Origin of the sequence: Azonexus sp. IMCC34842, assembly GCF_050368855.1 — a bacterium.
Lineage (GTDB): Bacteria > Pseudomonadota > Gammaproteobacteria > Burkholderiales > Rhodocyclaceae > Azonexus > Azonexus denitrificans_A.
Genome location: NZ_CP178449.1, coordinates 4,074,110 through 4,087,160 on the forward strand (window position 1 = coordinate 4,074,110; position 13,051 = coordinate 4,087,160).

Here is a 13,051-nt window from a genome sequence, read left to right on the forward strand (position 1 = left end):
AAAAATGACCCAGAACCGCCGCCAGTTTTCACGTGTTCACTTCCATAGTGATGCGCATCTCTTTCTTGCCGGCAGCGATAGCCCGGTGGAACTGGTCGACCTGTCGTTGAAAGGAGCCTTGATTCGGCCGGCCGGCGGATTTTTCGCCACCCTCGGCAGCAAGGGCACCCTGAAGATCCGGCTCGACGAAACCGGCGCCAGCATCAGCATGGAAGTGACCATCGTTCATCACCAGGGCGATCTTTACGGACTGGCCTGCCGGGAAATCGATCTCGACAGCGTGACCCACCTGCGTCGCCTGGTTGCCCTCAATCTGGGTGACGAAGCCTTGCTCGAACGCGAGCTCTCGCTGCTTACCAGACTCTGACCGGACGCCGGCCGGTCGCAATTGCGTCCTAAGGCCGGAGATCCTTGCCTGCCGGGCTTTTCGGTTGCAAGGAGTATTCCTGATATGTCATAGTCGCTGCGTCGCCGATTGCCCAGGGGGGAAGCAGGCGATACAGGAGGGGGGCTGACTCATGCAGAATATTTACCGGATTTCAATGGTAGTGCGCGTTGAGCGGGCAAACTGGCTGACCGGCCGGGCTTGGCAATGACCAACGATCGCTTGTTCTTGCCGCAAGGCTGCCCGGCGGATATCGTCATTGCGCCGGATATTCGACTGCCCGAAATTTGCATCGTGCAGCATGCCATTCTTGAAAACGCCGCGCATGCCATCATCGCGACCGATGTGGCCGGGACCATCGTCTATTTCAACAGCGCCGCCCAGAAGATGCTTGGCTACAGTTGGGATGAGGTGGTCGGCAAAAGCAGCCCGGCCCTGTTCCACCTGCCGGAAGAGGTCGTCGCCCGGGCCGAGATGCTGTCGTCCGAACTGAATCGTGCAATAGCCGGCGAATTCGAAGTGTTCACTGCCCGACTTGAAGACAGCGAGTCGGACGAAAGCGATTGGACCTATGTCCGGAAGGACGGCTCGCAATTTCCGGTCAATTTGGCGATCACCGCGTTACGCGATTCGAGCGGCAGCGTCCAAGGCTATCTCGGCATCGCCTCCGATATCAGCGAGCGCCGACACCTCGAGCAGGAATTGCGCATTGCGGCGACGGCTTTCGAGTCGCAGGCGGCGATCATGGTGACCGACGCCCGCCGGCGCATCCTGCGGGTCAACCCGGCCTTCACCAAGCTGACCGGCTACGCGCCGGAAGAGGCGATTGGCCGACTGCCCAGCCTGCTCAAGTCCGGTCGTCAGGATGCGAGCTTTTACCTGGAGATGTGGCGTTCGCTGGAGCAGACGCGGCACTGGCAGGGTGAAATCTGGAATCGTCGCAAAGGTGGCGAGGTCTACCCGGAATGGCTGACGATTAGCGCCGTTTACGATGACCAGGGCAAGCTGACTAATTACGTCAGCACGTTTTCCGACATCAGCAACCTCAAGGTGGCGGAATCCGAAATCCACCATCTGGCGTTCTATGACCCGCTGACCGCGCTGCCCAATCGGCGGCTCCTGCTCAATCGTCTCGACAAGGCGCGGCAGACCGGCAAGCGCAACAGTCAGTATGGCGCCTTGCTCATCATCGATCTGGATCATTTCAAAACGCTCAACGACACGCTCGGCCACGAATTCGGCGATCGCCTGTTGGTCGAAGTCGCCCAGCGCCTGAAAGCCTGCATTCGCGAAGGCGACACCGCGGCACGCCAGGGCGGTGACGAGTTCGTCGTGATGCTTGAGGAACTCGGCAGCGATCCGGGAGCGGCAGGCGTGCAGGCCGAAACGGTAGCCGAGAAAATACGCAGCGAACTGTGCCGCCCCTACATCCTGCAGGACGATACCGAATATTTCCGCTCGGCAAGCATCGGGATCAGCCTGTTCCGCGCCCAGGACAAGAGCCTGGACGTGCTGATGAAGCAGGCCGACATCGCCTTGTACAAGGCCAAGGATGCCGGACGCAACGCCATCCGCTTTTTTGACGACGCGATGCAAACGGCGCTCGACGAACGCGCCGGGCTGGAGGGCGGTTTGCGCAACGCGCTGGCCCGTGACGAATTCCTGCTTTATGTCCAGCCGCAGGTCGATTCGGCACGTCGGCTGATTGGCGGCGAAGCCCTGCTCCGCTGGCAACCGCCCGGGCAGGCGATGGTCGCGCCGAACGATTTCATCCCGTTGGCCGAGGAAACCGGGCTGATCGTGCCGATCGGTCTGTGGGTGCTCGATACGGCTTGCGCCGCGTTGCGGCGCTGGGCGGCCGACGAGCCAACCCGCGAGTTGTTCATGGCGGTCAATGTCAGTGCCCGCCAGTTCCGCCAGGCCGATTTCGTCGACCAGGTCAGCGCCGCGCTGGCCCGCCATGGGGCCAGCCCGCAGCTACTCAAGCTGGAGCTGACGGAAAGCCTGCTGCTCGACAATGTCGAGGAGGTGGTGGTCAAGATGCAGGCGCTGCGCCAGCTCGGGGTCCGTTTTTCGCTCGACGACTTCGGTACCGGCTATGCCTCGCTGGCCTATCTGAAACGCTTTCCCTTCGAGCAGCTCAAGGTCGATCGTTCCTTCATCCGCGATATCACCAGCGATCCCGACGACGCGGCGATTGTCCGGGCCATCATCGCCATGGGCAACGCCTTGCGCCTGAACGTCGTGGCCGAGGGGGTCGAGGAGGACGGGCAGCATGGCTTCCTGGTCGAGCACGGTTGTCGCTTCTTCCAGGGCTACCTGTTCGGTCGGCCGATGCCTTTTGCCGAATTCGAGCAGCGGCTCGACAAACTGGCCGGACCGGCCGACTAGATGCCGAGATAGCGATGCCAGATGCCGTGATCGGCATCGAGCTCGGCTGAGGCGCCCTGCCAGACGACCTGACCACGCTCGATGATGGTGTGTTGGTCGGCTAGGGCGATCAGCTTTTCGACGTATTTGTCGATCACCAATATGCTTTGCCCGGTCGCCCGCAGGCGAGCCAGGCAGGTCCAGATTTCTTCCCGGATCAGTGGCGCGAGGCCTTCGCTGGCCTCGTCGAGAATCAGCAGGCGCGGGTTGGTGACCAGCGCCCGGCCGATCGCCAGCATCTGCTGCTCGCCGCCGGAAAGCTGGTTGCCGAGATTTTTCGCCCGCTCCCGCAGGCGCGGGAACAGCTCATAGACCCGGGCCGGCGTCCATGGCTCGGCAAGGCCCCGGCGGTTGGCGCAGAAGGCCACCAGATGTTCATCGACCGTCAGGTTAGGAAAGCACTGCCGGCCTTCCGGGACCAACGCGATGCCGGCGCGGCCGATCCGGTCGGGGCGCCAGCCGACTATCGATTCGCCGGCAAAGCGGATGCTGCCCGCTGTGATCGGCTGCAGGCCGCAGATGGCACGCAAGGTGGTGGTCTTGCCCATGCCGTTGCGGCCGAGCAGGGTAGCCGCGGCGCCTTCCGGCATCGTCAGGTCGAGGCCGAACAGCACCTGGCTCGGGCCATAGGCGACTTCCAGTCCGCTGACTTCGAGCAAGGCGCTCACAGATGGTCTCCCAGGTAGGCACGGCGGACTTCCGGGTCGGCGCGTACCGCTTCCGGCGTGCCGGTGCAGATCAGTCGGCCGTTGACCAGGACCGAAATGCGGTCGGCCAGCCGGAATACCGCGTCCATGTCGTGCTCGACGAGCAGGATGGTGACGTGGCGGGCGAGCTGTTCGATCAGGTCGACCATGCGCGCCGATTCTTCCGGGCCGGTGCCGGCCATCGGCTCGTCGAGCAACAGCAGCTTCGGCTGGGTCGCCAGGGCCATTGCCAACTCCAGCGCCCGTTGCTCGCCATGGGCGAGGTTGCCGGCCAGGCTGGCGCAGCGTTCGTCGAGGCCGACCTGGGCGAGAAAGGCGTGGGCCTCGTCGAACAGGCGGCGGTCATCGCGAACCGCTTTCCAGAAACGGAAGCTGCTGCCGGCATCCGCCCTGCCCTGAACGGCCAGTGCCACGTTGTCGAGGGCCGAGAGGCCGAGGAAGACGTTGCTGATCTGGTAGGAACGGGCCATGCCGGCGGCGACGCGCTGGTGCATGGCGAGTTTCGTGACATCGCGGCCGGCGAAATGAACGCTGCCCGAATCGGGCTGCAGGGCGCCGGAGACATGGTGAATGAAGGTGGTCTTGCCGGCGCCGTTGGGGCCGATCAGCGCATGCACCTCGCCGGCGTCGACGCTGAAATTGACCGCCTGCAGCGCGTCCACCGCGGCAAAGCGGCGCGACAAGCGGCGAACGTCGAGCAGTGGCTCAGTCATGACGTTTTCCGAACAGCGCAGCGACGCCGCGCGGCGCAAACAGCACGATGCCGAGCAGCAGCACGCCCAGGCCGATATGCCAGTGCACGGTCAGGCCGGACAGTCCCTCCTCGAGACTCAACAGCACCACTGCGCCGACCACGCCGCCGTACAGGTAGCCGACGCCGCCGATGATGACCATGACCAGCAGCGTGCCGGATTGCATCCACTGCAGCAGGTTGGGGCTGGCCAGGCCGGTCAGGTTGGCGAGCAGCGCCCCGGCCAATCCGGCCAGCGCCCCGCCGAGGGCAAAGCAGATCAGGCGATAGCGGAACACCGGGTAGCCGAGCGCTTCCATCCGCGTCTCGTTTTCCCGGATGGCCTGGATCACCCGGCCGAAGCGCGCCTCGGCCAGACGCCCGAGAAAAGCGATGACCAGCGCCAGGCAAGCCAGCGCGGCGTAATACAAGGCGCTGTCGCTGCCCAGGCTGAGCCCGCCGAGGGTCATCCGGCCGGCCAGCGGCAAGCCGTCGTCGCCGCCCCAGCTGCGTGCCGAGATGAACAGGTAATAGGCCATCTGGGCGAAGGCCAGCGTGATCATGATGAAATAGACGCCGCGCGTGCGCAGGCTGAGGGCGCCGATGATCAGCGCCAGCAGGCCGGCGGCGGCCATCGCCAGCGGCAAGGCGAGTAAGGCGTCGGTAATGCCGCTGCTCATGCAGATCGCTGCGGCGTAGGCGCCGGCCCCGAAAAAGGCGGCGTGGCCGAGCGAGAACATGCCGCCGAAACCGAGCACCAGGTTCAGGCTGGTCGCCGCCAGCGCGAAGATCAGCACCCGGCTGGCGAAGCTGATGTAGAACTCCTGGCCGCCGGCGGTGAGCGCCGTGGGCAGGGCGAACAGGGCGATCAGCAGCGTGATGGCGAGCGGTCTCTGGTAGGTGGCGGGACGGTAGAAGGCCATCAGGCGCGCGCCGGAAACAAGCCTTGCGGCTTGAAGAACAGGATGCCGGCCATCAGCAGGTAGATCAGGATCGAGGCCAGCGTCGGCCCGAGCGTCGCCGCGGCATCGGCCGGCAAGGCGGCGCGCAGCAGGGTCGGCAAGAGCGCCCGGCCGAGCGTGTCGACGGTGCCGACGATCAGGCTGCCGACCAGCGCGCCGCGGATCGAGCCGATGCCGCCGATGATGATGACGACGAAGGCAAGGATCAGCACACTTTCGCCCATGCCGACCTGCACCGCGAGCAGCGGCCCGAGCAGGCCGCCGGCCAGCGCGCAGAGGGCGGCGCCGAAGACGAAGACGGCGGTGAACAGGTTCCGGACGTTGATGCCGAGGGCTTCGGTCATTTCCCGATTCGAAGCGCCGGCGCGGACCCACATGCCGACCCGGCTTTTCGCCACGAGCAGGTAAAGCAGGCCGGCGACGGCCAGGCCGAAGGCAATGATGACCAGCCGGTAGGCCGGGTAGAAGAAGCCGCCGATTTCCACTGGGCCGGCTAGCGCGTCCGGCGGGTTGAGCAGCACCGGCTGGGCGCCCCAGAGCATGCGCACCGCCTCGTTGGCGATCAGGATCAGGGCGAAAGTGGCAAGCACCTGCGACAGGTGGTCGCGCTTGTACAACTGGCGGAACAGCGCCAACTCGAGCAAAAGGCCGAGCACGGCCGCCCCGGCGACGCCGGCGCCGAGGCCGATCCAGAACGAATCGGCGGCCTGGGCGGCAGCCGCAACGAAGTAAGCCCCGACCATGTAGAGCGAGCCATGCGCCAGGTTGATGCAGTCCATGATGCCGAAGACGAGCGTCAGCCCGGCGGCGAGGAGGAAGAGCATCAGGCCGAATTGCAGGCCGTTGAGGGTTTGTTCGAGAAACAGTTGCAACATGGTTTCGTTAATTGGCGCAGGTTTTGTCGCGCTCAGTGCGGCAGAGCAGCATCAGTCCTTCGGTGAGCAGCCAGAATAGCGTCCAGAAGGCCGCCATGACGCCGACCGCACCGGCCGCAAAGCCCGCCGCGAATCCTTCGCCGCATGCGTACGGCCAGATGCATCGAGCGGCCATGTACACCAGCCAGCTGGCCAGGCCAGCATGTAGCATGGTCAGGACAATGCGTGTCCACCGGCATACCGGTTTTTGTGGCAGTCGCAAGGTCAGCAACTGCCACAGGCGCCAGAGCGTCCCGGCGAAAGCGACCGGGACGGCGAACAGAAATGGCAGCAGCAAGGACTCCAGAAACGGTTCCGTTTCACTTCATCTTGCACTGCGCCACGTAGGCGTCAGCATGATTGGTGAAGATGGTTCCCATGGTCTTGTTGGTCACCCGGCCGGTCGCATCCTTGCTGATGGCGCGCAGGTAGTAGTTCTGCACCGGGTAGTGGTTGGTGTTGAACTTGAAATCGCCGCGCACCGACTTGAAGCGCTTGGCTTCCAGGGCCTTTTGCAGCGCCGCCTTGTCGTCGACCTTGCCCTTCACGTCGCGCACCGCTGCATCCATCATCAGCGCGGCGTCGTAACCTTGCGAGGCGTAGAGCGACGGCAGGCGACCGAATTCCTTCTGGAAGTCGGCGACGAAACGCTTGTTTTCGACGTTGTCCATGTCGTGCGCCCAGTGCGACGAGTTGAACATGCCCATCATCGGGGCGCCGACCGCCTTGATGATGTCCTCGTCGGCCGAGAAGCCGGGAGCGAACAGTTGGGTGTCGCGCGACAGGCCGGCGGCGACGAACTGCTTGACGAAGTTGATGCCCATGCCGCCCGGCAGGAAGAAGAACAGGGCGTCCGGCTTGGTGGCGCGGATCTGTGCCAGTTCGGCGGCGTAGTCGAGCTGACCGAGCTTGGTGTAGATCTCGTCGGCCACTTTGCCCTTGTAATAGCGCTTGAAGCCGGCGACCGCATCCTTGCCGCCCGGGTAGTTCGGGGTGACGATCACGACATTCTTGAAGCCCTTGTCCTGGACGGTCTTACCGACGGCTTCGTGGAGATTGTCGTTCTGCCAGGCGACGTTGAAGAAGTAGGGATTGCACTGCTCGCCGGCGTATTGCGAGGGGCCGGCGTTGGCCGAGATGTAGAAGGTCTTGTTCTCGAAAACCGTCGGGCCGACTGCCAGCATCAGGTTGGAGAAGACAATGCCGGTCATGAAGTCGACCTTGTCCTTCTTCAGGAATTTGTCGGCCGTCTGCTTGGCGACGTCGGGATTCTGCTGGTCGTCGGCGATCAGTACCTCGGCCGGCAGGCCGCCCAGTTTGCCGTTCAGGTGTTTTATCGCCAGATTGAAACCGTCGCGGATGTCGACCCCGAGTCCGGCCCCCGGGCCGGACAGTGTGGACAGCAGACCGACCTTGATCTGCTCGGCGGCATGAACGGAGCTGGCAAGCAGCAGCGCTGCGGCGAGGGTAGTCAGGCGAAGCGACATCGAAATCTCCGGAACGGTCGAAAGCGGCAAATTGTAGCCTAGGAACAAGCAGATACCGGCTCAAAACCGGGCGATTTTCGGGTATATTCGCGCCCCATGATGAAGCCAGCCGTCGTTCTCCTTTCCGGTGGACTCGATTCCGCCACTTGCCTCGCCATCGCCCGCAGCCAGGGCTTTGCCTCGTATTGCCTGTCGTTCAACTACGGTCAGCGCCACTGCGCCGAACTGCAGGCGGCCGAACGGGTGGCACAGGCGCTTGGGGCCACCGAGCACCGCATCCTCAATCTCGGGCTCGCCCAGTTCGGCGGTTCGGCGCTCACCGACAGCACCATCGCCGTCCCGGTTGATGGTGTCCAGCCGGGCATTCCCGTCACCTACGTGCCGGCCCGCAACACCATCATGCTGTCGCTGGCGATGGCCTGGTCCGAGGTGCTGGGCAGCCGCGACATTTTCGTCGGGGTCAATGCGGTCGACTATTCCGGTTACCCGGATTGCCGGCCGGAATTCATCGCCGCCTTCGAGAAGATGGCCAATCTGGCTACCCGTGCCGGTGTCGAAGGCGAGGGCGGCAGACTGTCGATTCACGCGCCGTTGATCGATCTTTCCAAGGCCGACATCATCCGTACCGGCGCCGCGCTGGGCGTCGATTACGGCCTGACCGTCTCGTGCTATCAGGCCGATGAACTCGGCCGGGCTTGCGGCGTCTGCGATTCGTGCCGCCTGCGCGCCGAGGGCTTCACCGCCGCCGGCCTGCCCGATCCAACCACTTACCGTCGCTGATCATGGACTCTGACGTTTCCCCGAATACCGTACTCTGGCTGAGTTTTGCGGTGTCCTTCATGTTTGGCGCGATCGCCCAGAAGACCCATTTCTGCACCATGGGGGCCGTTTCCGACATCGTCAATATGCGCGACTGGGGCCGGATGCGGATGTGGCTGCTGGCCATCGGCGTGGCGATTCTCGGTTCGGCCGCACTGCATGCCGCCGGCCTGATCGATCTCGGCAAGTCGATCTACCGGACGCCCAACTTTACCTGGCTGTCCTACATCGTCGGCGGGCTGACCTTCGGCATCGGCATGGTCCTCGCCTCCGGTTGTGGCTCGAAGACGCTGATCCGGATCGGTACCGGCAACCTCAAGTCGGTGGTCGTCTTTCTCGTCCTCGGTCTGGTCGCCTACATGACCATGCGCGGTTTTCTCGGCTACTTCCGGGTCAATGTGCTGGAAAAGGTGGCGTTCACGCTGCCGACCGGGCAGGATCTACCGGCGTTGCTGACGGCAGCCGGCATGGCGCCGCAAACGGCCTTTCTGCTGGCCGTCATCGCCATCGGCGGCGGGCTGACCGCCTTCTCTCTGCTGAAACGCGATTTCTGGACCGTCGATAACCTGCTCGGCGGGTTGGGCGTCGGGCTGGCCGTCGTTGCCGCCTGGTACGTCAGCGGCCATCTCGGCTATGTCGCCGAACACCCGGAAACGCTGGAGGAAGCCTTCCTGGCGACCAACAGTGGGCGGATGGAGTCGCTGACTTTCGTCGCCCCGCAGGCCTATGCGCTGGAACTGCTGATGCTGTGGTCGGATACCAGCCGCAAACTGACCATCGGCATCGCCTCGGTGCTCGGCGTCATCGCCGGCTCTGCCTGCTGGGCCCTGATCACCCGCAGTTTCCGCTGGGAAGGCTTCGCCAGTGTCGAAGACACCGCCAGCCACCTGATCGGTGCGGCGCTGATGGGTTTCGGTGGCGTGATCGCCATGGGCTGCACGGTTGGGCAGGGCATTTCCGGCTTTTCGACGCTGGCCGTCGGGTCGATCATCACTTTCCTGTCCATCGTCACCGGTGCGGCGGCGATGCTGAAATTCCAGTACTGGCGCCTGATGCGCGAGGCTTAAGCGGCCTCGTCTTCGCGCAGTTTCTCGATGACCAGCGGAAAGGCGCCGGAGCCGAGCAGGGCGATGGCGGAAACGATGAAGGCCAGACCGGCCATCGGGTCGTCGAGGATCGGGTGAAGGCTGGCGCCAAAGCCGGCGAGGCTGATCGCGCCGGGAATGGCACAGAGCACACCGAGTGTGCTCAGGACGATAAAAGACAACGGGTAGCGGCGCATGGCGCGAGTTTACGCCAGTCGGGGCCGATCCGCGAACCATCGGCAAGTTTTGTGTTCTGAACAAGGGATCGGCCGGCATGCCACTTGCTGTATGCCATCAGCGCCCGACTTTTTCGACAGAAACCAGACAAAACCGCCGATGAACGCCCCGGAATCCCTGCCCCTTGAATTTCCCGTCTTCGACAACAGCTTCGCCGCGCTGCCCGAGACCTTCTACACCCGCCTCGCGCCGCAGCCCCTGCCGGCCCCCTACGTCGTGGCCAGCAGCGCCGAAGTGGCCGGGCTGATCGGCCTGCCGGCCGGTTTGCTGGAAACCCAGGAGTTCGCCGAGATATTTGCCGGCAATCAGCCGCTGCCCGGGGCCGACCCGCTGGCGGCCGTCTATTCCGGCCACCAGTTCGGTGTCTGGGCCGGCCAGTTGGGCGATGGCCGGGCGCATCTGCTCGGCGGTCTGCGCAATCCGCAGGGCCACTGGGAAATCCAGCTCAAGGGCGCCGGCCGTACCCCCTACTCGCGTGGTGCCGACGGGCGCGCCGTGCTGCGCTCCTCGATCCGAGAGTTTCTCTGTTCCGAGGCGATGGCCGGTCTCGGCATCCCGACGACGCGGGCGCTCTGCGTGATCGGTGCCGATCAGCCGGTGCGCCGCGAGGAAATCGAGACGGCGGCGGTGGTCACCCGCGTCGCGCCCGGTTTCGTGCGCTTCGGCTCCTTCGAGCACTGGGCTTCGCGCGACCGCCATAGCGAACTGCAGCAACTGGCCGACTACGTCATCGACACCTTCCGCCCGGAATGCCGGGCTGCCGCCAACCCCTACGATGCCCTGCTGCGCGACGTCTCGTGGCGGACCGGCGAACTGATGGCGCAGTGGATGGCGGTCGGCTTCATGCACGGCGTGATGAACACCGACAATATGTCCATCCTCGGCCTGACCCTGGATTACGGCCCGTTCGGCTTCATGGAGGCGTTCGACGCCGGCCATATCTGCAATCACTCCGACCATCAGGGGCGTTACACCTACCGCAACCAGCCGCACGTCGCGCAATGGAACCTGTACTGCCTGGCCGATGCCTTTCTGCCGCTGATCAAGCGCCCGAAACAGGCGCGCGAAGCGATCGACGAAACCTATGGCGATGCCTTCGGCGCAAGCTTCGAGCGCCTGATGCGCAGCAAGCTTGGCCTGCATTCCGGGCTGGCCGACGACGAGGACTTCGTCGGCGAAACTTTCGGTCTGCTGCAACAGCATCGGCCGGACTTCACGCTGTTCTTTCGCGCGCTGACGAAACTGCCGGCCGTGCTTGACGGCGAAACCCCGGCAAAAACCGATGCGCCGTTGCGCGATCTGTTTGTCGACCGCGCCGCCTGCGATGCCTGGCTGGCCACCTGGCGGGCCAGACTGGCCCAGACGCCGTGGCCGGATGGCGAGCGGCAGGCGGCGATGCGCGCCGCCAATCCGAAATACGTGCTGCGCAACTGGCTGGCCGAAAAGGCTATCCGCCAGGCCAAGGACAAGGATTTCTCGGAAGTCCGGCGCCTCCTCGCCTGCCTGCGCAAGCCGTATGACGAGCAGCCCGAATTTGAAGACTACGCAGCCCTGCCGCCGGACTGGGCAAGCGGCCTGGAAGTCAGCTGTTCGAGTTGATTCCGGCAAGTCTTGCCAGGATCGCCCGGGCGACCAGCGGGCTGGCCGGCAACAGGGTGTGAACGACCGGCAGGCGGACTTCGTCGCCGATCCATGCGGCGCTGATTTCCGCCACGGCGACGACTCCGTCATTGGCTTCGCCGGCGAAAGGCCCACGCGTTGCCGCAATGCCGCGCACCCCGAAGATGCCGGTGGTCGGTGCGGAAATCGCCGGCACATGCTGCATCCGTTGTTCCGAAGCCAGCAATTGGCCGCAATCGCGGGTCAGTAGCCGGTAAAGCGGCTGGTCGTGCAGCAATTTCGCCAGCCGGGAGGCGCCAATCGGCGAGCCCAGCAGGAATACCCGGTGCGGTTGCCGGGTGCCAGGTGGCATGGCATCGAGGGCGGCACGAATCAGTACGCCGCCCAGCGAGTGGCCGATCAAAACATAGTCGCCCTGCCCGGCCAGGCGGGAAATGCGGGCGGCGAGTCGCCCGGCGATGGCTGGGAAGCTCTCGAAACTGGTCGCGTAGCCAAACGTGTCGGTCTGCATACCGGCCCGCCGCAAATGCCAGAGCATCGGCCAGCCGGAAAGCGGCGAGCGTCCCATGCCGTGGACGAAAAGCGCATGTAAGGCGGCGGGAGTCTCGATGGGCATTGCAAGTGCTCCGCTTAGCGCCGGTGAACGACGATCGTAAAAAAGGCCGGCGGGATTGCTCCCCCGGCCCTTTGCCTTTGGCAGTGCGTCTTACTGGACTTGCTGGATACCGGCCAGCGTCCAGCCGCGGCTGCCGTCGCGCGGCTTGGTCATGTTCCAGATTTCGTCGAACGGGCCGGTCGGCGCGTTCTTCTCTTCGCGGATCAGGCCGTGGAAACGGATGCTGACGATATAGCGGCTGGCCTCTTCGGCAACGTCGAGGACTTCGGCGTTCAGCTGCACGACGTCGGTTTCCTGCGCTGCACTACCGCGTTCGGCCATGCCCATCTTGATTTCGGCGAACATTTCCGGCGTGGTGAATTCGCGGATGTCGTCGAGATTGCCGGCATCGTTGGCAGCTTGCAGGCGGATGAAGTTGACCTTGGCGTTACGGACAAAGCCATCGACATCGAAATCGGCCGGGATGGAGCCGCTCGGCGCCGCGCTTTCGTTGGCTGCCGCGGCGGCGTAGGTCGAACCGCCGGCCGGGGTGAATTCCGGCTTGGGCGGCTGCGCGCCACCGTAACCGGCTCCGGCGTACTGCATGCCGCCCGGCTGACTGGCCGCGGCCTTCTTGCGCATCACGAAGCCGATCACCATGACCACCGCCATGATCAGCAGGCCGATCATCATCATGTTGGCCAGGCCTTCACCGAAGCCGAAATGCGAGGCCAGAGCGGCTAGACCAAGACCGGCGGCGAGGCCGGCCAGCGGGCCCATCCACGAACGCTTGGGTTGCGCGGTCGGCGCGGCGGCCGGCGTGGCCGGTGCGGCTTGTGTCGGTTGCTTGGTTGCCGATGGGGCGACCGACTGGCGTTGCATGCCGGTCGAACCGCCGCCACCCAGGCGCTTGGCTTCGGCATCGCCGATGCTCAGCGTAAAGCCGAGAATCAGGGCGGCGGCCATCAGAGCGAAATTCTTCATCGTTGTCTCCATGTGGAAAAGTTACAGCCGCTAGTCTAACCGCGTCTTGGCCCCGGAAAAACTACAATAATCCGCACTTAGTGTTCGCGAAAAATG

General features: G+C 64.4%; 14 protein-coding genes. 5 read left to right on the forward strand and 9 right to left on the reverse strand.

The features are described 5' to 3' along the window. Positions 1–4 precede the first annotated feature (4 nt). On the forward strand, positions 5–367 hold the full coding sequence (locus tag ACLIKD_RS19415) for a PilZ domain-containing protein (protein WP_428826312.1): 363 nt from the start codon (positions 5–7) through the stop codon (positions 365–367). Between the two features lie 225 nt (positions 368–592). After that, positions 593–2,776, forward strand: coding sequence for a sensor domain-containing protein (locus tag ACLIKD_RS19420; RefSeq protein ID WP_428826313.1), 2,184 nt, complete (start codon positions 593–595; stop codon positions 2,774–2,776). Here ACLIKD_RS19420 and ACLIKD_RS19425 read toward each other — a convergent pair. The 6 genes from ACLIKD_RS19425 to ACLIKD_RS19450 are packed head-to-tail and all read right to left on the reverse strand — an operon-like array spanning position 2,773 to position 7,615. Beyond that, a complete protein-coding gene (locus tag ACLIKD_RS19425) occupies positions 2,773–3,483 on the reverse strand; it encodes an ABC transporter ATP-binding protein (protein WP_428826314.1) in 711 nt (236 codons plus the stop codon). The genes ACLIKD_RS19420 and ACLIKD_RS19425 overlap by 4 nt on opposite strands. Beyond that, positions 3,480–4,235 carry an ABC transporter ATP-binding protein gene (locus ACLIKD_RS19430; protein ID WP_428826315.1) on the reverse strand — a complete coding sequence of 252 codons (756 nt, stop codon included), beginning with the start codon at positions 4,233–4,235 and terminating at the stop codon, positions 3,480–3,482. Before ACLIKD_RS19430 ends, ACLIKD_RS19425 begins: the two co-directional genes overlap by 4 nt. Then, the gene (locus tag ACLIKD_RS19435; RefSeq protein ID WP_428826316.1) at positions 4,228–5,175 is read right to left on the reverse strand and encodes a branched-chain amino acid ABC transporter permease; all 948 of its coding nucleotides are present in this window, start codon (positions 5,173–5,175) and stop codon (positions 4,228–4,230) included. The genes ACLIKD_RS19430 and ACLIKD_RS19435 overlap by 8 nt, the downstream gene beginning before the upstream one ends. Then, positions 5,175–6,089, reverse strand: a complete 915-nt coding sequence (locus ACLIKD_RS19440) for a branched-chain amino acid ABC transporter permease (RefSeq protein WP_428826317.1) — start codon at positions 6,087–6,089, stop codon at positions 5,175–5,177. The genes ACLIKD_RS19435 and ACLIKD_RS19440 overlap by 1 nt, the downstream gene beginning before the upstream one ends. Positions 6,090–6,096: 7 nt before the next feature. Continuing rightward, positions 6,097–6,426: a hypothetical protein gene (locus ACLIKD_RS19445; RefSeq protein WP_428826318.1), complete on the reverse strand. Its 330-nt coding sequence runs from the start codon at positions 6,424–6,426 to the stop codon at positions 6,097–6,099. 22 nt (positions 6,427–6,448) lie between these two features. Beyond that, positions 6,449–7,615, reverse strand: coding sequence for an ABC transporter substrate-binding protein (locus tag ACLIKD_RS19450; RefSeq protein ID WP_428826319.1), 1,167 nt, complete (start codon positions 7,613–7,615; stop codon positions 6,449–6,451). 96 nt (positions 7,616–7,711) lie between these two features. Between ACLIKD_RS19450 and queC the strand changes: the two genes are divergently transcribed. Then, positions 7,712–8,395 carry a 7-cyano-7-deazaguanine synthase QueC gene (gene queC / locus ACLIKD_RS19455; protein ID WP_428826320.1) on the forward strand — a complete coding sequence of 228 codons (684 nt, stop codon included), beginning with the start codon at positions 7,712–7,714 and terminating at the stop codon, positions 8,393–8,395. A gap of 2 nt (positions 8,396–8,397) precedes the next feature. Then, positions 8,398–9,501 (forward strand): YeeE/YedE family protein, encoded by a 1,104-nt coding sequence (locus ACLIKD_RS19460; protein WP_428826321.1) that lies wholly within the window; start codon positions 8,398–8,400, stop codon positions 9,499–9,501. Here the strand turns inward: ACLIKD_RS19460 and ACLIKD_RS19465 are convergent. Next, positions 9,498–9,716, reverse strand: a complete 219-nt coding sequence (locus ACLIKD_RS19465; RefSeq protein WP_428826322.1) for a hypothetical protein — start codon at positions 9,714–9,716, stop codon at positions 9,498–9,500. The two genes, ACLIKD_RS19460 and ACLIKD_RS19465, sit on opposite strands and share 4 nt — an antisense overlap. Before the next feature lie 139 nt (positions 9,717–9,855). On the opposite strand from ACLIKD_RS19465, the gene ACLIKD_RS19470 reads away from it, so the two are divergent. Next, the gene (locus tag ACLIKD_RS19470) at positions 9,856–11,355 is read left to right on the forward strand and encodes a protein adenylyltransferase SelO (RefSeq protein ID WP_428826323.1); all 1,500 of its coding nucleotides are present in this window, start codon (positions 9,856–9,858) and stop codon (positions 11,353–11,355) included. On the opposite strand, the gene ACLIKD_RS19475 is transcribed toward ACLIKD_RS19470, so the two are convergent. Both ACLIKD_RS19475 and ACLIKD_RS19480 read right to left on the reverse strand, forming a co-directional pair. After that, positions 11,339–11,992: an esterase/lipase family protein gene (locus ACLIKD_RS19475; RefSeq protein WP_428826324.1), complete on the reverse strand. Its 654-nt coding sequence runs from the start codon at positions 11,990–11,992 to the stop codon at positions 11,339–11,341. The two genes, ACLIKD_RS19470 and ACLIKD_RS19475, sit on opposite strands and share 17 nt — an antisense overlap. A 90-nt stretch (positions 11,993–12,082) precedes the next feature. After that, positions 12,083–12,955 carry a Tim44 domain-containing protein gene (locus tag ACLIKD_RS19480; RefSeq protein WP_428826325.1) on the reverse strand — a complete coding sequence of 291 codons (873 nt, stop codon included), beginning with the start codon at positions 12,953–12,955 and terminating at the stop codon, positions 12,083–12,085. Between the last annotated feature and the right edge of the window lie 96 nt (positions 12,956–13,051).